Origin of the sequence: Paenibacillus zeisoli (assembly GCF_003994465.1) — a bacterium.
Lineage (GTDB): Bacteria > Bacillota > Bacilli > Paenibacillales > Paenibacillaceae > Fontibacillus > Fontibacillus zeisoli.
Window position 1 is genome coordinate 64,229 of record NZ_RZNX01000012.1, and the last position, 18,970, is coordinate 83,198.

The 18,970-nt window shown below is 46.1% G+C and carries 19 protein-coding genes, 1 tRNA gene and 2 riboswitches; of the genes, 7 read left to right on the top strand and 13 right to left on the bottom strand.

Going from position 1 to position 18,970, the window contains the following annotated elements:
• The first annotated feature begins 127 nt into the window (after positions 1–127).
• Positions 128–266: riboswitch (cyclic di-AMP (ydaO/yuaA leader) on the top strand.
• A 6-nt stretch (positions 267–272) separates the two neighbouring features.
• The 4 genes from EJP77_RS18775 (at position 273) to EJP77_RS18790 (ending at position 2,960) form a co-directional block, all read left to right on the top strand.
• Positions 273–764 carry a C40 family peptidase gene (locus EJP77_RS18775; RefSeq protein ID WP_127200799.1) on the top strand — a complete coding sequence of 164 codons (492 nt, stop codon included), beginning with the start codon at positions 273–275 and terminating at the stop codon, positions 762–764.
• 341 nt (positions 765–1,105) lie between these two features.
• A riboswitch (cyclic di-AMP (ydaO/yuaA leader) is annotated at positions 1,106–1,244 on the top strand.
• A 4-nt stretch (positions 1,245–1,248) separates the two neighbouring features.
• The gene (locus tag EJP77_RS18780; protein ID WP_127200800.1) at positions 1,249–1,722 is read left to right on the top strand and encodes a C40 family peptidase; all 474 of its coding nucleotides are present in this window, start codon (positions 1,249–1,251) and stop codon (positions 1,720–1,722) included.
• A 301-nt stretch (positions 1,723–2,023) separates the two neighbouring features.
• Complete coding sequence (locus EJP77_RS18785) at positions 2,024–2,509, top strand: GNAT family N-acetyltransferase (RefSeq protein WP_127200818.1); 486 nt, start codon at positions 2,024–2,026, stop codon at positions 2,507–2,509.
• A 94-nt stretch (positions 2,510–2,603) separates the two neighbouring features.
• Positions 2,604–2,960 carry a c-type cytochrome gene (locus tag EJP77_RS18790; protein ID WP_127200801.1) on the top strand — a complete coding sequence of 119 codons (357 nt, stop codon included), beginning with the start codon at positions 2,604–2,606 and terminating at the stop codon, positions 2,958–2,960.
• Between the two features lie 265 nt (positions 2,961–3,225).
• On the opposite strand, the gene EJP77_RS18795 is transcribed toward EJP77_RS18790, so the two are convergent.
• A complete protein-coding gene (locus tag EJP77_RS18795) occupies positions 3,226–3,522 on the bottom strand; it encodes a 4a-hydroxytetrahydrobiopterin dehydratase (protein ID WP_127200802.1) in 297 nt (98 codons plus the stop codon).
• Between the two features lie 166 nt (positions 3,523–3,688).
• On the bottom strand, positions 3,689–3,982 hold the full coding sequence (locus tag EJP77_RS18800) for a hypothetical protein (protein ID WP_127200803.1): 294 nt from the start codon (positions 3,980–3,982) through the stop codon (positions 3,689–3,691).
• A 226-nt stretch (positions 3,983–4,208) separates the two neighbouring features.
• On the opposite strand from EJP77_RS18800, the gene motA reads away from it, so the two are divergent.
• A complete protein-coding gene (motA, locus tag EJP77_RS18805) occupies positions 4,209–5,012 on the top strand; it encodes a flagellar motor stator protein MotA (RefSeq protein WP_127200804.1) in 804 nt (267 codons plus the stop codon).
• A complete protein-coding gene (gene motB / locus EJP77_RS18810) occupies positions 4,990–5,814 on the top strand; it encodes a flagellar motor protein MotB (RefSeq protein WP_425464264.1) in 825 nt (274 codons plus the stop codon). Before motA ends, motB begins: the two co-directional genes overlap by 23 nt.
• A 113-nt stretch (positions 5,815–5,927) precedes the next feature.
• Here motB and EJP77_RS18815 read toward each other — a convergent pair whose 3' ends face one another.
• Together EJP77_RS18815 and EJP77_RS18820 are read right to left on the bottom strand one after the other, a co-directional pair.
• Positions 5,928–6,629: a pseudouridine synthase gene (locus tag EJP77_RS18815; RefSeq protein ID WP_127200806.1), complete on the bottom strand. Its 702-nt coding sequence runs from the start codon at positions 6,627–6,629 to the stop codon at positions 5,928–5,930.
• Between the two features lie 49 nt (positions 6,630–6,678).
• The gene (locus EJP77_RS18820) at positions 6,679–8,964 is read right to left on the bottom strand and encodes an ATP-binding protein (protein ID WP_127200807.1); all 2,286 of its coding nucleotides are present in this window, start codon (positions 8,962–8,964) and stop codon (positions 6,679–6,681) included.
• Positions 8,965–9,266: 302 nt separating this feature from the next.
• Here EJP77_RS18820 and tadA point away from each other — a divergent pair, with 302 nt between their 5' ends.
• Positions 9,267–9,740 carry a tRNA adenosine(34) deaminase TadA gene (gene tadA, locus EJP77_RS18825; protein ID WP_127200808.1) on the top strand — a complete coding sequence of 158 codons (474 nt, stop codon included), beginning with the start codon at positions 9,267–9,269 and terminating at the stop codon, positions 9,738–9,740.
• Between the two features lie 47 nt (positions 9,741–9,787).
• Here the strand turns inward: tadA and EJP77_RS18830 are convergent, their stop codons facing one another.
• The 9 genes from EJP77_RS18830 to guaB form a co-directional block, all read right to left on the bottom strand.
• Entirely contained in the window at positions 9,788–10,858 is a 1,071-nt protein-coding gene (locus EJP77_RS18830; RefSeq protein ID WP_127200809.1) for a hypothetical protein, read from the bottom strand.
• Between the two features lie 87 nt (positions 10,859–10,945).
• Positions 10,946–11,824 carry a YitT family protein gene (locus tag EJP77_RS18835; RefSeq protein WP_127200819.1) on the bottom strand — a complete coding sequence of 293 codons (879 nt, stop codon included), beginning with the start codon at positions 11,822–11,824 and terminating at the stop codon, positions 10,946–10,948.
• Positions 11,825–12,047: 223 nt separating this feature from the next.
• Complete coding sequence (locus tag EJP77_RS18840) at positions 12,048–12,203, bottom strand: small acid-soluble spore protein P (protein ID WP_127200810.1); 156 nt, start codon at positions 12,201–12,203, stop codon at positions 12,048–12,050.
• A 162-nt stretch (positions 12,204–12,365) separates the two neighbouring features.
• A tRNA-Ser gene (locus tag EJP77_RS18845) sits at positions 12,366–12,454 on the bottom strand.
• Positions 12,455–12,524: 70 nt separating this feature from the next.
• The gene (serS, locus tag EJP77_RS18850; RefSeq protein WP_127200811.1) at positions 12,525–13,808 is read right to left on the bottom strand and encodes a serine--tRNA ligase; all 1,284 of its coding nucleotides are present in this window, start codon (positions 13,806–13,808) and stop codon (positions 12,525–12,527) included.
• Between the two features lie 204 nt (positions 13,809–14,012).
• Positions 14,013–14,585 (bottom strand): pyridoxal 5'-phosphate synthase glutaminase subunit PdxT, encoded by a 573-nt coding sequence (gene pdxT / locus EJP77_RS18855; protein WP_127200812.1) that lies wholly within the window; start codon positions 14,583–14,585, stop codon positions 14,013–14,015.
• A gap of 57 nt (positions 14,586–14,642) precedes the next feature.
• Positions 14,643–15,524: a pyridoxal 5'-phosphate synthase lyase subunit PdxS gene (pdxS, locus tag EJP77_RS18860; protein ID WP_127200813.1), complete on the bottom strand. Its 882-nt coding sequence runs from the start codon at positions 15,522–15,524 to the stop codon at positions 14,643–14,645.
• Positions 15,525–15,687: 163 nt separating this feature from the next.
• Positions 15,688–17,067 carry a D-alanyl-D-alanine carboxypeptidase family protein gene (locus EJP77_RS18865; protein WP_425464265.1) on the bottom strand — a complete coding sequence of 460 codons (1,380 nt, stop codon included), beginning with the start codon at positions 17,065–17,067 and terminating at the stop codon, positions 15,688–15,690.
• Between the two features lie 132 nt (positions 17,068–17,199).
• On the bottom strand, positions 17,200–18,657 hold the full coding sequence (gene guaB / locus EJP77_RS18870) for an IMP dehydrogenase (protein WP_127200814.1): 1,458 nt from the start codon (positions 18,655–18,657) through the stop codon (positions 17,200–17,202).
• Positions 18,658–18,970 lie beyond the last annotated feature (313 nt).

Here is an 18,970-nt window from a genome sequence, read left to right on the forward strand (position 1 = left end):
TACCTACCTTGCTACAATGTGAACTATGAACAGACAGTAACAACATTGTAATTATTTTTTTGTCACAGCAGGATATTCGACTTTTATGTCGTATTCATGTTAAGACGGAAGAAATTTTGTTAGGTGCACAGATATTAAGCCGAATTCCCGGCACCGGGAAACGGGGGAACCAATTTTGGGTGAATTGATCTCGCAACGGAGGGATCATAGGGAAACCTTCAAACCGAATCCTTAAGCTAACCTCGCAGGCATTGGAAGGAGTTTAACCGCTTTTGAAGAAGAAACTTGTAGCAGCAGCAGTATCCATGTCCATCTTGTTTACTCTTGGGACTGGAAGCGTTTTCGCAGACTCCAAGCTGGACAAAGTCGTGGACAAAGTGATTGGCACAGAGTATAAGTCAGGTGGAACTACCACGAATGGCTTCGATTGCTCAGGCTTTACGATGTATGTATTTGACAAACTGGGAATAAACCTTCCTCACCAATCGGGCTCCCAATTCAAGATGGGCAAGGCCGTATCGAAAGATGAACTGAAAGCCGGGGATCTGGTCTTCTTTAACACTTTTGGTAATGGTGTATCACATGTAGGTGTATTTGTCGGTAATGGAAAATTCGCACACGCCTCTTCCTCAAAGGGCGTTACCATCAGCAAGCTGAGTGATAGCTACTACACCAACCGCTACGTTGGAGCTAAGCGCATTATGAGCAACGAAGTGTATCAATCTGTTGCCGATTCGTCCAAGGACAACGACGACGTACAATAAGCAGTTGCCTTGGCCCGCCCGTAAAGATTCTTGCCGGAATCTTGCGGGTTTTTTATTTATATCCCAGTGAATTGATTACCATATATTAACCAATTATTCGACAAATAAATCGTAAACATATGTTTTTTTGACAAAAATAGTGAAAACGAACTTGCCAAAGCTTGGGGGCTTTGGTACAATAGTCAAGTAATTAGTAACAACTTTGTAATTATTACTGTCATATGTCGGAGCGTCACGAAAGCTGTACATGATGATCATACGAAAGTCATACATGCATTTCCTGTGAACGCTGGGTCCTGAAACCTCGTCATCTTGAGAGCTTTCAGCACAGGTGCACTAAACCAACAAAACAGCCGAATTCCCACGCACCTGGGAAACGGGGGAACCAGTTATGGGTGAATTGATCTTGCATTAGAGGGGTCATAGGGAACCTTCAACCGAATCCTCAAGCTAACCTCGCAGGCCTTGGAAGGAGTTTAACAACTTGAGAAAGAAACTAGCAGCAGCGGCAACGAGCTTGGCATTATTGTTCACACTTGGAACAGGTAGCGCATTCGCAGATTCCACACTGACTCATACGGTGAAGAGTGTATATGGTACTCCTTATAAATGGGGTGGCGTAACTTCTAGTGGTTTCGATTGTTCCGGATTTACGTCCTTTGTATTCAAGAAAATGGGTGTTACACTTGCCCGCCAGTCCAAAGCTCAATTTCATCAAGGTTCACCAGTTATGGCGAAGAGTCAATTGAAGGCAGGAGATCTGGTCTTCTTTAACACTTTCGGTAGCGGTGTGTCTCATGTCGGAGTATTCATTGGAAACGGCCAATTTGCACACGCCTCTTCCTCAAAAGGCATCCATATTGACCGTCTCAGCAGCAGCTACTACAGCAAACGCTACGTTGGAGCTAAACGTGTTCTTAGCCAAGCCAAATACACAAAATACGCTGTGAACCTGTAAATTCCATTCCCTCAAATGAAATTTACATCCGTATGGACCGCACGATTCTTGCCGGAATCGCCTGCGGTCTTTTTGCTTCCTTAGTACCTACTTCTAAAACGTGTGTTCATTGCAAAAGGTTTCAAACATTTCGAATGAATAAATAATTTTATTCCATATATTTGCTTATTCTATATATACCCATTGTCCCATGGGTTAAACGTACCAAAACAGAAATTTAAAACTTTTTTTCTAGACTTTATTCAGAACGAAATGAGGTACTCTTGTGATAAATTATTTCCCCCAATTCAGGGCTATTCCTATGCAGGAATCTCACGCCCAAGAAATCTGTTCTTGGGCCTACTCCCCACCCTATGACATCTACAGCTTTGGCCCCTGGGAACAGATGAAAGCCCTTGAGCTTGAATTCGGAGATCCACAGCTCCGCAGGGATCAATACCTGTCCGTCCTTACAGAGACCGGGGAGTTGGCCGGGTTCGCACAGATCTTTCCGATGTTAAATGTATCCCGTCTAGGAATCGGGATGCGGCCTGATTGGTGCGGACAGGGACTGGGTAAGTCGTTTGTACAGGCCGTCGTCCACGAGGCCCTGCGCCGGTATCCTTACCATGAAGTGGATCTTGAAGTTCTGACATGGAACGAGCGTGCTATACGTACATATGAGAAGGCGGGATTTAGAATTACGGACCAGTACGAACGAAGAACTCCCGAGGGAATGAGATCGTTTTACTGCATGGTCTACCACAATGACGAATCTCACTCTACCAATGAAATTAAATATGAATGAATAACTTGTTTGTTTTTTTGTCACAAATGCTATGATCAAACATGATGTTCCGTTATAATGAGAGAAGGTATCTTACATAGGAGGGACGATTGGAATGCAAAAGTGGATCATGAGCGGTTTGTTCTTTATCGCATGCGCTTTGGCCATCGTGCTCATGTTCAACCTACCAGGTAAAGAACAAGTAGCACAGGAGAATAAGCCTACCATGCCGAAGGTCACGTTGGATGCAGCCAAGGCAGAAGCTACCGTTAAGGCGAACTGTATCAGCTGTCACGGTGATCAGCTCGAGGGTAAGGTTGGACCTAGTCTGCAGAAGGTCGGTGCGCAGTTGACCAATGAGCAGATCTTTACTACGATTACCAAAGGTAAAGACGCCATGCCGTCATTCAAAGACAAGTTGAAGCCTGAAGAGATTGCCAATGTAGCCGAGTGGCTTGCCGCAAAAAAATAAATAAATTAAAACACGCCCTCTGTTACGCTGTAAGCGTATTCCAGAGGGCGTGTTTTAATTTGATAATACGAACTGCCCTCTAGTTGCCTATACTTGGTCTGAGGGAACTTGGTCCTGCAAGTATGTAAGAACCTCTGCCTGCTTCTGCGCCACACGGCATGAGGTCCACATTCTGACTTAAATGGTTGTCGGACGGATGCCTTACGGCCGCCCTGTATGACAGCGTAAGCTCCATACACAATCACACATCTTACTAATCCGGGATCTACTCCGATCGGGCCTTCTCAAAAGCCTCATTATACTGCTGGGCTTCCTTTATATCTACTGCCGTAATTCCACCGGCTTCCCAAGAGGTTAATCGTAGCGTCACGGTCTTATGGTCAATCGTGATAAAAGGATGGTGATTGAATGCTTCCGAGATGGCTGCAACTTCGTCTACAAAGGCAATACCCTTCATGAAGTTTGAGAATACATATTTACGCACAATCCATCTTTCTTCCTCCATCTCCCATCCTTCCAGATTAATTAAGTGCGCTTCCACTTCTTGAGGTGTAAATGGCATCCTGTTTCCTCCCTATTCTTTACAACGTCCGAACTGTCCTTGCGTGACTTTGGAACCGGTTGTCCCTCATATCTTCTTATGGACTTAAGGACCTAGACGATAACGCTTCTCACGCTATATTAACATGACATAAGGCTTAAATCCATATCCGGATCTCAAAGCATGTCTATACCAAAAGAACGGCAGCCAGTTCTGTGTCTCCTAGCAGAATATTGATCCGGTGCAGGTTGGAATCCAGCATAATTACACCACTACCTACCGTGATGATCGGCTCTGTACCCAGTCCATAGAACAGGTCTTCAGCCAATGCCTCGTGGACCTCGCGTCTGTCCTCCTCAGCAAGTCTCTCCCAATCGTCTGCCTCCATTTCAAAGAAAACATAACTATCCTCAATCAAGCCAACTGCAGCTGTCAATTCAGCCAGAATATCTCCGTAATCTCTAGCGTGTTTTACGCCCATCTATGCTCTCCGCCTTCCTTGGTCTCTACTTATGGATCACTCTTTTCATTATAACTGAAAATTCATCTTAAAAAAAAAGGTAAATCTGTCGATAAAAAAGGTAAACCGTTTCTTCCAGAACAAAAGCAGCAAGTTCCCTGTAGTTTCTGCCTAGAAACTGTCTTAACGGTAGGATGCCGGAAAAGACTGAAAGGATTCAATTCTATCTCATGGACGAGGTGTATTAATGGAAATATCAACACTTATAGGACTTGTATTGGGACTTGTAGCCGTTGTTATCGGCATGATTCTCAAAGGCGCACCTATCATCAACCTGGTAAATAACCCGGCGGCTTATATCATCATTTTCGTTGGAACGGCGGCCTCACTCTTCATCGGGTTCCCTGCTTCGGAACTTAAGAAGTTCCCCAAGCTGATCAAGATGCTGTTCGTCAAGCAGAAGATGATTACCAAGAAAGAACTGATTACTTTATTTATGGAATGGGCATCCATAACTCGGCGTGAAGGTCTGCTTGCTTTGGAAAGCAAAGTAGAAGAAATCGACGATGACTTCCTCCGCGGAGGAATGCGGATGATTATTGACGGGAACGATCAGGATTTCGTAAGTGATGTGCTTGCAGAAGATATTGCAGCTACCGAAGAACGTCACCGCGCCGGAGCACTAATCTTCTCCCAGGCAGGAATGTACGCTCCGACCCTCGGGGTACTCGGTGCGGTTATCGGTCTGATCGCGGCCTTGGCCGATATGAAAGATATGGAGAAGCTCGGTCACGCGATTGCGGCAGCCTTCGTAGCTACCCTGCTCGGGATTTTCTCCGGTTATGTACTTTGGCATCCTATTGCGAACAAGCTCAAACGTCTTTCCAAGCGGGAAATTGAGATTCGCCTAATGATGGTTGAGGGACTACTCTCTATTCAATCCGGTGTCTCTACCATTGCCATTCAGCAGAAGCTGGCTGTATTCCTAACCCCGGCTGAACGTGCTCAGCTCCAGGATAAGGAGGAGAATGCCGGTGAGCAAAAAGACTAGACATGAACCTCATGAGGAACATGCCGATGAATCCTGGCTGATTCCTTATGCTGACCTTCTAACCCTGCTGCTCGCCCTGTTCATTGTACTCTACGGAATGAGCTCCACAGACGCCAAGAAGTTTGAGGAGATGAGCAAAGCTTTCAGCGTTGCCTTGAATGGCGGCGTAGGCGTAATGGATAAGAGTTCGGTTGAAGGAACGGATACGAACACCCCACAGGATAGTTCATCTCAGTTACAGCAGCAAAGCGGCCAGAGTATGTCCATGGCTAAGAAGCGTAGTGAGCTGATGCGCCAGGAGCAAGAAGACCTAGAGAAGCTGAAGAAGCAGATGGATAATTATATCAAAGTTAACGGATTGTCCTCCCAGCTCGATACGAAGCTGAACCAGTCCCAGTTAACGATCACCATCAGCGACAAGGCTTTGTTCGCCTCCGGGGATGACACGGTCAAGCCTGAATCCAGGAAGCTGGCTAAGGCCATCTCTGTCTTGCTCGAGGGCTTCCCGGACTACGAAGTGATCGTGTCTGGCCATACGGATAATGTCCCCATTTCTAACCAGCAGTTCGACTCGAACTGGGACCTCAGCGCGGGCCGAGCACTTAACTTTATGAAAATTCTGCTTCTAAACAGCAAGCTCGATCCCAGGAAATTCGTCAGCACAGGGTATGGCGAGTATCACCCAGTTGCCTCGAATAGTACAGATGAGGGACGGTCGAAGAACCGCCGCGTAGAAGTCTCTATTCTTCGTAAATACCAGAGCAATACCAGTAGTCAGCAGGGTATTGCTACAACTCCTTAACATAAAGGCCCCTATAGCTCACTTAGAGCTTTAAGGGGCCTTTGTGCGGCTTGGGCGGCCCGGTACCTTAACAAAGTGAGGGTGACGGGCAATTTTTCTTAAGTTCATTCCCTCTAAGTAAGAGTGTAATTCAGTTGCCGGCCCAGATCCTGCTTCTCCTGAGGTGTTAAATCCCGCCATGTACCAATCTTTTGGTTACCCAGATGGATATTCATAATGCGAATTCTCTGCAGCCGCCTTACCTCATATCCCAAAGCACTACACATCCGCCGAATCTGCCGATTCTTCCCTTCGGTCAAGATAATACGAAACACCCGGTCTGACATGCGGGTAACTGTACAAGGAAGCGTCATCTCCCCCAGAATTCTTACCCCTTCCGACATGGCTCTCACAAAACTAGGGCTAATGTTCTTATCCACCGTTACGATATATTCCTTTTCGTGCTTCCCCTCAGCCCGCAGAATACGATTAACAATATCTCCGTCATTCGTCATAAGAATAAGTCCTTCAGAGTCTTTGTCGAGACGGCCTATCGGAAAGATGCGTTTCTCGTGCCCTACAAAGTCCACGATGTTGCCTTGAACATGACGTTCGGTGGTGCTTGTAATCCCGACAGGCTTATAAAGGGCTAAATATACGTGTTTCTCCTTATCCGTCAAAGGCTGTCCGTTCACACGAACGTCATCGCCCTCCTCGGCCTGACTCCCCAAAAGAGCCACTGTACCATTAATTGTAACCTTCCCGGCTTCCACGAGCTTGTCAGCCTCGCGCCGGGAACAGTATCCTGATTCACTTATAAATTTATTAATCCGCACAAGTCTCACACCTTTTCTGTATCTCTTCTGACGGTATCCTACCTGGATGCTATTCCTGATTGTTGGCCATCGGCAGGGCTACAGTCACTGTTGTTCCGCGGCCCAGCTCGCTCTCAATATCCATTGTGCCCTTGTGGCTTTCTATAATCCGCTGGCTAATCATGAGACCAAGTCCCGTACCGGTCTCCTTATTCGTGAAGAAGGGCTCCCCGAGCTTGGCTAAAGTCTCTTTGGAGATACCCTCTCCCTCATCGATAATCCGAATCATCACGCTGCCCGGTTCCCGCCGCCACGTCTGCATATGAATGGTTCCACCGTCTGGCATGGCCTCCATCGCATTTTTGAGCAGGTTAATGAATACCTGCTTCAGCTGGTTCTCTTCACAGTGGACAAGCAAAGCCTCTTCCGAGAAATTCATGGAGAATTCTATACTATGAAGATGCGCTTGACTATCAAGAAGAGAAATGACATCTCCTAGGATATAACGTATATCTTTCACCTGAAAATGAACAGCCTGAGGCTTCGCCAGAATCAGGAACTCACTAACAATTAGATTAATTCGATCGAGCTCCGACAGCATCAGATCGGTATGCTGGGAATTCAGCTTCTTCGTCTGCATCTGCAGCTGAAGGAAGCCTCTTAGTGTTGTCAACGGATTTCGTATTTCATGGGCTACGCCCGCTGCGAGCTGTCCTACCGTAGTCAGCTTCTCGGAGCGGCGTAGAAGCTCCTCCATCTTATTACGTTCCGTCATATCCCTGGAAATGATCACGTAAGCTGTAATACGCCCATTTTCGTCAAAGATTGGAGATTCACTAATGCTGACGCGGACTTCCGTTCCATCTTTGGTCAGCCGGACCGTCTCCGCCGAATAGACCGGTATGCCCTCGCTTAGCTTCTTCTTCCAAAGTGACTCCTCTTCACGAAGCGACTCAGGAATATTGAATAGGCAGCCCCCCCCAATCTCTTCACTTGTCCAGCCATACAGCTGCTCAAATGCCTTATTCACACGGATAATCTTACCTTCTGGATCAGTCAGATGAATGGCATCCGCCGTTTGACGGATAATGGACTCGAGGTGCTCTTTGACTGAGCGATTCTCATCATTCATTTCCCTTAGATCCTGGGTATACTGCGCCAAATTGCCACCCATGGCATTAATTCTGGCTGCCAGCAGACCAAGCTCATCCTTTCGCGATACCTCAAGCTGGGTTTCGAAGTTCCCATCGGCCATCCCATTCACCTTGAGAAGGATGTCCTGGATCGGTCTAATTAGCAGCCCTGCCAGAATATAGCTTGCAAAAATCACAATCTCCAAAAGGACCAGAGATATCGAAATCTGGCTGATCATCTGCTTGGAGATTACTGAATAAATAGGATCATAGCTGGAGATAATCCGGATTACATACGTATAATTCGTGTTATCCTTAACCGGAATGAAGCTTTTGATAACTCGTTTCCCATCAATTTTGACATCGTATTGGGCACTCTGCCCATTATGGAGAGCCTCCCTCAGAACCTTTAAATCATCTTCAGGACTCGGATACTTGTAATCGCCGAATACAAACGGACGGTCCTTCATTTCAACCGAGGGGCCCCTATCTAAAGGAAGTCCCTGCGTAACAGCCTCATCAAATCGGGTTAAATTTATACCCGTAATATCAAGTATGCTCTTATTAGCATCCTGGGTCTTGTCGATAATCCGCTCCGGATCCAGAACTTCAAAGAAGTTATCCATTTCCGAATTCCGAATATAGGGATCTATAATGTAATTACTCGTTCCGTCATAGTAATAACCCCACTTAACAATGCTGTCAGGCGTCGAGGTGGAATATTCAAATGGACCCGACCAGAAATGCTCGGATTTCTGACCTTGTTTGATCGTAACTTCTTGTAAATTGAACAGCTGATTAAATGCAGCATACCAATAACCCCATTTGTTCGTGGATAACCCGATCTCTTGGGGCTCGGATGATTTGGTTACCACAATGTCGTCAGGTGTTTTTACAAACAAAGAAATGCCGGTTACGCCCAATTTCTTCGCCAACTGGACCAGCTGCTCATTCGTCACCTGATTTATATCTGGATTCAGCTCTTTCGCAGCAAGAAGAGAAGCTAATTTCAGCTTCTGGGTCATCTGCCTCTCGACATATTCGGAACTGAATCCGCTTTGTTCGACAGCGATTGCAATTTGCTTGGCAGTAAGCATGATTTTGTTCTCACTATCTTTACGCAGATTTTCTTGCGTGGTAAAGTAGCTGAGGATAATATTTAAAGACAGTAGAACTACAGCCAAAAAAGAGATGATAATGGATAATTTCGTTTTTATGGACAAGTCGCTGCTCACTCCTCGGCCTGAATATCTTGCCGATATTTGGAATAACCCTCCTATCATAATACCTTTAACGACACTTTTTGCAAAGACATTCCGACCTGAACAAGATTCCGGTTTAAATTGCTGTTCAATAATAGTTACCCACAGATTGTTCTGAGTTATACTCAAAAAATATCAACTTGTGCATAACTCTGTTGATAACACTGTACTTATGCACAAATTTACACACAAGCTGTTCACAACGAATGCTTGTTCGCAGAATAACCGTCACACCCTGACGATGAAGAGGGAGTAACTGATTCATGTACACCGATGAATATTGGATGAACGAAGCCATTGCAGAAGCCCGAAAGGCTGAGGCCATTGGCGAGGTTCCTATCGGGGCTATCGTGGTCCGTGACCAAGAGATTATTGGTCGCGGACATAACCTTCGGGAGACCGCTTATGATCCTACCGCACACGCCGAGATTATTGCCATTCGCGAGGCCAGTCGCTATCTGGGTTCCTGGAGACTCCTGGACTGCAGATTATATGTCACCTTAGAGCCCTGCCCTATGTGTGCAGGCGCTATTGTCCAAGCCCGCATTCCCCATGTGCTGTATGGTACTACGGATCCTAAAGCCGGCTGTGCCGGTACCTTAATGAATCTGCTTCAGGAATCAAGATTCAATCATCAAACAGAAGTGACCACCGATATCCTTCAGGCTGAATGCTCCAGCCTGCTTACCCAATTCTTCCGGAAGCTGCGCGCCAAGCCCCCTAAATCGGAACAATAAAAGAACCCGTGCCGAGGCACGGGTTCTTTGTCTAAATCTTTACCTTCTTATTGAAGACCAGCAGCACCGAACTGTTGCTGAAGCTCTTCCATTGTAATTGTATCTGTCGGGATACCAATTACGAATTTCTGCTTCTCGTTGATATTCGTAAATGTGCTTTTCGCTTCAATCGCAATTTTCACATTATCCTTAGTGTCCGGATCGTTGATTTCCACATTGGCATTCAAGTTCTGGTATGCCGGGAAGTCATTTTTATCAATCGCTGTGTTCACAGTGAATTGATTAATCTTCAAATGATTCTTCATATCGTCAATCGCTTTGCTCAGCTCAGCTTGGCTGCCGGACTGAATATCTTTCTTCGCTTGATCGATATCTTCTTTGGTTACTTGGAGCATCTCACGATATTCATCTTTGCTCATGATATCCAAGATTTTAGGAAGTGCTTTATTCACGAAGATGGTTACTGCATCTTTAACATTGTCGTTCGTTACATTGAACTGAACCACTTGCTTCGCGCTAAATCCATCAGGAAGACCTGCATCTTTGGAATCTACATCTTTGAAGTATTTCGCAGAGTCATATTCCGCAAATACGGCATTAGCCACTTCTGAAGCGAATTTTTGTGATTTGTTGAGGTCGATAGTGTCCAACTTAACTTCGTTACCGCTTTGAGCAGCCAGTTCCTTGAAGTCCAGCACGAGGAATTTACCCACTACGCTGTCCGGAATTGGGAAGAACGGCACCTTTGGAATCTTCACGTACATTTTCTCTTTGGTCAGTACAAAAGGAATGGTGATAGTTGTTGCAACGTCACCTTTAAGCTTAATTTCAAGCGTGGCTTCGGTTTGCATAGGATCCTTTTGATAAATTTGGCTGATATTGATCTCAGCATCTTTCAGCATATTAACGACAGATCCCACCTGCTCGTTGCTTTGAGACATATTTACAGAAAGGTCTTTAATTTTAATTTCATTTTTCAGTACATAGGAGTCCATTTTTAGTGCATTTGTAGCTGCACCCTGAAGAGCCTCTTTTGGATCCTTCTTACTACTACAACCTGACAAAACTAGAACCACTGACAACAGCAATGTCAGGGTCAATCCCATAATCTTACGCATGAACTTCTCCCCTCTTTTTCCCTAATTGTGACAAATACTCTTAATATGATAAACCATTTCGCCTGGCAGAGAAACCCTTTTCTAGAATTAGTGGATATCTTTTTTCTTGAAACGGCCGCCTTTTACGTCATGGATGTTTCCAACTGCTAGAAAAGCACGCTCATCAAAGTGATTTACAATCTCCTTAAGCTTAGCTTCTTCCAAACGCGTAATTACGCAGAAAATAACTTTCTTGGGATCCCCCGAGAATCCGCCTTCCCCAGACAGATAAGTTACACCGCGCCCTAAACGGCTGATAATGGCATCACCGATCTCATCAATATTGTTGCTAATGATCCAGACCGATTTCGATTCGTTAAGCCCGTCTATTGTAATATCAATGACCTTGAAAGCAATATAGTAAGCAAGAATAGAGAATAAAGCCGCATCCCAGCCAAATACAAAACCTGCACCGCCGAGAATGAATACGTTGAGAATCATAATGATCTCGCCTACAGAGAACGGGGTTTTACGAGAAATAAGAATGGCGATAATTTCAGTTCCATCCAGTGATCCTCCCGATCGGATAACAATACCTGTGCCCAATCCAAGAAGAATCCCGCCAAACACAAAGGCTAGCGTAGTTTCCTGACTAAAAGCCTGTACGGAATGAAGAAGCAGGGTAGTGACGGACATCACGATAATACCCAGTAGAGTGGAAAAGGCAAAGGTCTTCCCGATTTGTTTGTATCCTACGATAAGAAAGGGGAGGTTAAGCAGGAATAAGAACATACCCAGAGGCAGACTTGTGAAATGCGAGACGATCACGGAGATCCCGGTGACCCCGCCGTCTGTAATATCGTTAGGAACCAGGAACAGCTCAAGTGCAACGGCGTAGCACACAGCACCAATAATTATAAACATACACCTAAGGAGGATACTGCTGAGGGATCGCTTGCTGTGCTGCCGATTTGGCCGTGGCAACATGCCAAGGGAATGGTCTTGCATTAAATCATTTGTTAGTTCATTCATTGCATCACTTTCCTTTCAGATTATCTTTTGTCTCATCTCTCCATTTCTTAGAATACTGTCCACCAGGTTCACCGTAACCCTACCTTTATTATGACATTAATTTAGAGCAATGTCTTGATAAATTGCGTTTTTCTCGTAAAAAAGACTTAATTTGCCCGAAATCGGGCAAATTAGGGTATTATCCTCCCTGACGGTTGTGATGATCAACGTGGTTACGATTCTTCACTTTCTTCGAACCGGAAAGGGGCTCTGGCCCACCTGCTCCTTCTTCCTTGCGGCGTCTGCCTGTGTTCGGCTGTACGCCAGGCACAGCCATGGACTTCGGCTTACTCATTGTATTCCCTCCTCATGTTTGTTGGTTAAAGAGCCTAGACTGCACATTTAATTTACCGAGATGCAGGCTTTTCTATTCAGTTGCGCCGCTTGGAGAGAGCAAATAAAAAAGTCTATTCCCTAAGGAATAGACCATGTTCTAATTGTTATGTTGAAAATATAATGGCGGAGAGGGTGGGATTCGAACCCACGTGGAGTTGCCCCCTAACGGTTTTCAAGACCGCCCCGTTATGACCGCTTCGGTACCTCTCCAAGTCAATCTAATTTCTCACGCTTAACACGTGACAAATTAGATTATATCATGAGTAATCTCAGTAAGCAACTACTTTTTTGGAGAAATGTGATTTATATTTCCCATGTATGGACGAAGAACCTCAGGAATCTCGATACTTCCGTCCTCTTGCTGATAATTCTCAAGAATTGCCGCAACTGTACGTCCTACAGCAAGACCCGATCCATTCAGTGTGTGCACGAATTCCGGTTTGGCTTTCGCCTCTGGACGGAATCGGATATTAGCCCGACGCGCCTGGAAGTCCTCTACATTGGAGCAGGAAGAGATTTCGCGGTACATCCCCGATTCAGGGAGCCACACCTCAAGGTCATACGTCTTGGCTGCTGTGAAGCCCATATCGCCTGTACATAAAGCCAGGACACGGTAAGGCAGCTTAAGAAGCTGAAGTACACGCTCTGCATTCTGAGTCATCTTCTCGAGCTCTTCATAGGATTTCTCAGGATGGACGATTTTAATCATTTCCACCTTATTAAATTGATGCTGGCGAATCAACCCACGTGTATCACGTCCGGATGCACCCGCTTCAGAACGGAAGCAGCTGCTGTACGCTACATAATTACGGGGAAGGTCCTCAGCATTTAGAATTTCATCACGATGGTAATTGGTAACCGGCACTTCAGCGGTAGGGATCAGGTAGTACTCCGTATCCCGCAGCTTGAAGAGATCTTCTTCAAATTTCGGTAGCTGCCCAGTGCCATATAAGCTGTCACGATTCACAATGTACGGAGGCAGCATTTCCTCATAGCCATGTTCATTGCTGTGAAGGTCCATCATAAAGCTGATAAGAGCACGCTCCAAGCGGGCGCCTAAGCCTTTGTAGAAGGTGAAACGGGAACCCGTCACTTTGGCAGCCGCTTCAAAATCAAGAATGTTTAGATCCAAACCCAGTTCCCAGTGAGCCTTAGGCGTGAACTCGAATTGACGTGGTTCACTCCAGCGGCGAATCTCCACATTGTCCTCTTCCGAAGATCCAACGGGTACGCTTTCATTTGGAATGTTCGGGATAGCCATTGTAAGTTCATCAATCTGAGCCTCAAGAACCCGCACCTCATCATCCAAAGCCTTGATTCGGTCACCCACTTCACGCATCTCCGTAATGAGCTCGTCCGCATCTTCACGATTCTTCTTGCGCTTGGCTACCTCTGCCGACACTACATTGCGGCGGTTCTTAAGCTGTTCGCTCTCTTGTAGGAGTTCACGGCGCTTCTCATCCAGCTGCGGAAAGCCCGAGATCAGATCAAGTGACTTGCCACGTTTTTGAAGAGCTTCTTCAACCCGGCTATATTCATTTCTTAAAATCTTCACATCTAACATAACTAGTCCCTCCTAGGGCAGCAGCCTTGACTGTACAGAATGAAATGAATTGAAACCCTCTGAGCTTAACTCCATTAGGAACGTATCACCAGTGAGTCACAATCTTCCATTCGGTCCGCGCAGGACTCCGAATATCGGCTAAAATTGAACTACATCCGGACGGAATTCTTGCATTCCAGACCAGATGTAGTTAGTTTCAATGCGTTAATTATACTGTCGTACCATATCGGCAAAATATTGATGAAGTGAAAAGTCCTCCGTAAGCTCTGGGTGATAGGAGCTAACAAGCATATGTCCTTCCCGGGCGGTAACCATTTCATCCTTGTAGGTGGATAGCACATCCACACCATCGCCAACAGAAGTAATCAGCGGCGCACGAATAAACACAGCCCGTACAGGATTGTCGATCCCTTTCACATCCAGATCCGTTTCGAAACTTTCACGTTGACGTCCGAATGCGTTCCGCGAGACACGAATATCCATCAAACCAAGATGGGGCTCTTCTCCACCGTCGATCTCTTTGGCAAGTACAATCAGTCCTGCACAGGTTCCGAAGAGCGGCTTGCCTTCAGCTGAGAATTCACGAATCGGATCCATGAACTCATATCTTCTCATCAACTTACCTATGGTTGTACTCTCTCCGCCGGGAATGATCAGACCTTGAATATCCTTCAGCTGATGCGTGTGCTTAACAGCGACGCCCTCAGCACCAGTACGTTCAATGCTTCTGATATGTTCGGCAACGGCACCTTGCAGCGCCAAAACTCCTATTTTCATAACGGTCATCATCCTTCTATATCAAGCCAAAGATTGGATTTGCCGAAGCACCAGGGCTTACCAGCCCCGGTCACTCATACGCTCAGCAGCAGTCAATTTTGAAATTTCGATCCCTTTCATCGGTGTACCGATGTTCTTGGATACTTCAGCAATCAATTTATAGTCTGTGTAGTGAGTAGTTGCTTCCACAATTGCGCGTGCGAATTTCTCAGGATACTCTGATTTAAAAATACCAGATCCAACGAATACACCGTCTGCGCCCAAGTGCATCATCAAGGCTGCATCTGCAGGAGTGGCTACACCACCGGCTGCAAAGTTAACGACTGGCAGCTTGCCGTTCTGATGAACTTCAAGCAGCAGGTCATAAGCTACGCCAAGATTCTTGGCTTCTGCATACAGCTCGTCCTTCGACATATTGGTAATCTTGCGAATTTGGCTGTTAATCAGACGCATGTGACGTACGGCTTCAACAATGTTACCTGTTCCCGGTTCACCTTTGGTACGGATCATGGACGCGCCTTCCCCAATACGGCGAAGAGCCTCTCCCAGGTCTTTTGCTCCACATACAAATGGAACGGTGAATTCACGCTTGTCGATGTGGTACACTTCGTCAGCTGGTGTAAGTACTTCGCTCTCATCGAGGTAGTCAACGCCCAGGGACTCAAGCACCTTAGCTTCTACAAAATGTCCGATACGGGCTTTAGCCATAACCGGAATAGTTACCACTTTCATAACTTCTTCTACAATTGTAGGATCAGCCATACGGGCTACGCCGCCAGCAGCGCGAATGTCAGATGGTACGCGCTCAAGTGCCATAACTGCAGTTGCACCAGCAGCTTCAGCGATCTTAGCTTGCTCAGCGTTCATGACGTCCATAATGACGCCGCCTTTTTGCATTTCAGCCATACCTCTTTTTACACGAGATGTTCCAGTTTCCATGTCCATACCTCCCGAATATATATACCAAATTCTAATTCCTGTCTCTCAATACACGTCTTTGATCTAACTTGTTATTTTACAAGATTAGCCTTAATTACACAACCATATTGAAGGAACTAAATCGATGTATCGCAAATTACGATTACCCGCTCGTTAGCAAGCTTTAGAATAAATTCTTAATCGCATTGAACAGATCTACAAAGAATTGACCGATTGCACGAAGCAGCAGCTTGAACCAGCCGGCTTTCTCAGCTTCCTCGGCAGTAATCAAGTTCACCGTCTTCTCGGCTGGTGCCGAAGAGTTGTCGGATTTGTAGGTATAAGTTATGGTTCCAACCTTCGTGCCCTTTGGCAATGGAGCCGTTAGCTTGTCCTTATCCAGCCATTTCACCGTGGACTTGATCCCTTTCAGATCAGCTCCCTTTTGCACCACAAAACTTACAGCCTGGTCCGTAACTACAGATACATCAGTATTGGTTGCTTTCTTCACGCTTACTTTCTCTGCACCTTTAACCGTAGTTTTTGGAGCAACGACTTGTTTAACCTCAAAGTTGTCAAAGCCATAATCGAGCAGCTTCTTGGTTTCAACAAAACGGGATTTCTGTGAGTTCGCGTCAGTTCCCATAACTACACTAATAAGACGAACGCCATTGCGTACCGCTGTACCCGTAAAGCAGTTCCCTGCATTCTCGGTATGCCCTGTTTTGAGACCATCCAATCCAGGATAAGCGTACTGCTTGAAATTAATATTTGACTTATTTGCTTCTAACATCCAGTCCAAATTGACCAGTGGAGTTTTATCGCGATCGCGGAATTTGTATGATTGCATCGTAGTAAACCGAGTAAAGTCCGGATGATCAGTTACAATATATTTGGCTAGAGTAGCAGCATCTTTTGCAGACATACCTGTTTCTTTCGGGTTCTCTGGGCGATAACCCTCAGGCATATCTCCGACATTAAGACCTGTAGAGTTAGCAAAATAGGCTGTTTGCATGCCCATACGCTTCGCTTCTGCATTCATCATCTTAACAAACTCCTGCTCCGTGCCCCCTACGCGCTCCGCTAAAGCTACAGTTGCGTCATTGGCAGACGCGATAGCCATCGCGATATACAGCTCTTCAACGGTATGTTGGTCGCCTTCGGCAAGGAAGACACGTGAACCGATCTGCTTCGCGGCGTTCTCTTTAACAGTTACAACATCGCTCCATTTAAGCTTGCCCTGTTTAACCTGTTCGGCAACAATATATTCTGTCATCATCTTGGTCATACTTGCCGGCGGCATAGCCTCGTCCCCATTTACAGAGTACAGGACCTGCCCTGTGGTTGCCTCAATCAGAATCGCTGACTTTACGTTGAGGCCTAATTTATCCGCCGATGGTGCTACAGCAGTTGTCTTACTGCTTGGTGCAGCCACCGCTTGTCCTTCAGCCAGGGTTAAAGCGGGAATAATGGATAAGCACAGCATATTAATCATCAAAAGCGACGTGACACTCTTACGAAGGATACGCCGTTTAGGCTTCGTGTTCATTTCTAACGGTTTCAAGTTACCTTTAAGCTCCCCTCATGATCTCAATCAATTACTTGTTCTATTCTAACACAGGGTATGCCGCAAAAAAAAGACAGGCAGAACGAAAATCGTCCTGCCTGACCATGATTACCCTCTAATTCCCGAAAATTACAACGAGTAGTTCGGTGCTTCTTTCGTGATTTGCACATCGTGCGGATGGCTTTCACGCAGCCCTGCACCCGTAATGCGAACAAACTCCGTCTCATCGCGAAGCTCGTCCAGATTAGCAGTGCCGCAGTAACCCATGCCTGAACGAAGGCCTCCGATAAGCTGATGAATTGTGTCAGACAACGGTCCTTTATAAGCAACCCGTCCTTCAATGCCTTCAGGTACAAGCTTCTTGTCATCATCTTGGAAATAACGGTCTTTACTGCCCTGCTTCATCGCAGCCAATGAACCCATTCCGCGGTATACCTTGAAGCGGCGCCCTTGATAAATCTCGGATTCACCCGGGCTCTCCTCTGTTCCTGCGAACAGGCTACCGAGCATCACCGCATGAGCTCCTGCAGCGATTGCTTTAGGTATCTCACCGGAGTACTTGATACCTCCGTCTGCAATAATTGGAACACCGTATTCGCGTGCTACAGTAGCGCAGTCATAGATTGCTGTGATTTGTGGTACACCGATACCAGATACCACGCGAGTCGTACAGATCGATCCCGGTCCGATTCCGACTTTTACTACACTTGCTCCTGCTTCAATCAAATCCCTTGTAGCATGTCCTGTTGCCACATTCCCTGCAATAATAGTCAGTTCAGGGTAACGTGTACGGAGCTCACGTACCGCGTCAACAATGTTGATATGGTGACCATGTGCCGAGTCAACGGTAATCACATCTACGCCAGCTTTAACCAAGGCATCCGTCCGTTCAAAAGTGTCCTTGGAGATCCCAACAGCCGCACCTACCAACAGGCGCCCTTGTGAATCTTTGGCTGCATTCGGGAACTGAATCGCCTTCTCGATGTCCTTGATCGTGATCAGGCCCTTGAGTACGTTGTTCTCATCGACTAACGGGAGCTTCTCAATCTTGTGCTGCTGCAGAATAACTTCTGCCTGTTGGAGGGTTGTCCCTACAGGTGCAGTTACGAGGTTCTCGTGAGTCATCACCTGTTTGATCTCGATGTTATAATCATGAATGAAGCGAAGGTCACGGTTCGTAAGAATACCTACCAGCTTCTGATCCTCATCCACAATAGGCACACCAGAAATGCGGAATTTACCCATAACCTGCTCCGCGTCTGTCACCAAATGAGTTGGAGTAAGCGAGAAGGGGTTTGTGATAACACCGCTCTCCGAACGTTTAACGCGGTCTACCTCTTCTGCTTGCTGCTCAATTGGCATATTTTTATGGATAATCCCGATCCCACCTTCGCGAGCAATTGCGATAGCAAGAGCTGCTTCAGTAACTGTATCCATGCCTGCGCTAATCAATGGAATGTTAAGCTTGACCTTATCGCTCAATCTTGTAGACACATCCACTTCCTTCGGCAATACATTAGACTTTCTAGGAATCAGGAGCACATCATCAAAAGTAAGTCCTTCTTTGGTAAATTTACTTTCCCACACCAGGGTTTTCCTCCTCAGCTCTATTGTCCCAGCGGCCCCTATCCATATCCTTGTCGGCCGTCGATCTCATCTTACGGGAATATATTTGTACTATCTTAGCAAAGGGGATATAGGCTGTCAACACGTAAAGAAGCTAATTCTACACGGATCTCCACCCTAAACATGCTTCACATGCTATCCTCTTCCTCATTTAAATAAAATATAGATACTCTAGACAAAGATAATATCTGCAATAAGTCAAGAACATAAACAAAAAGAGCACTACCATTAAGGTAGTGCTCTTACTCTTGTGCTTGGCGGCGTCCTACTCTCC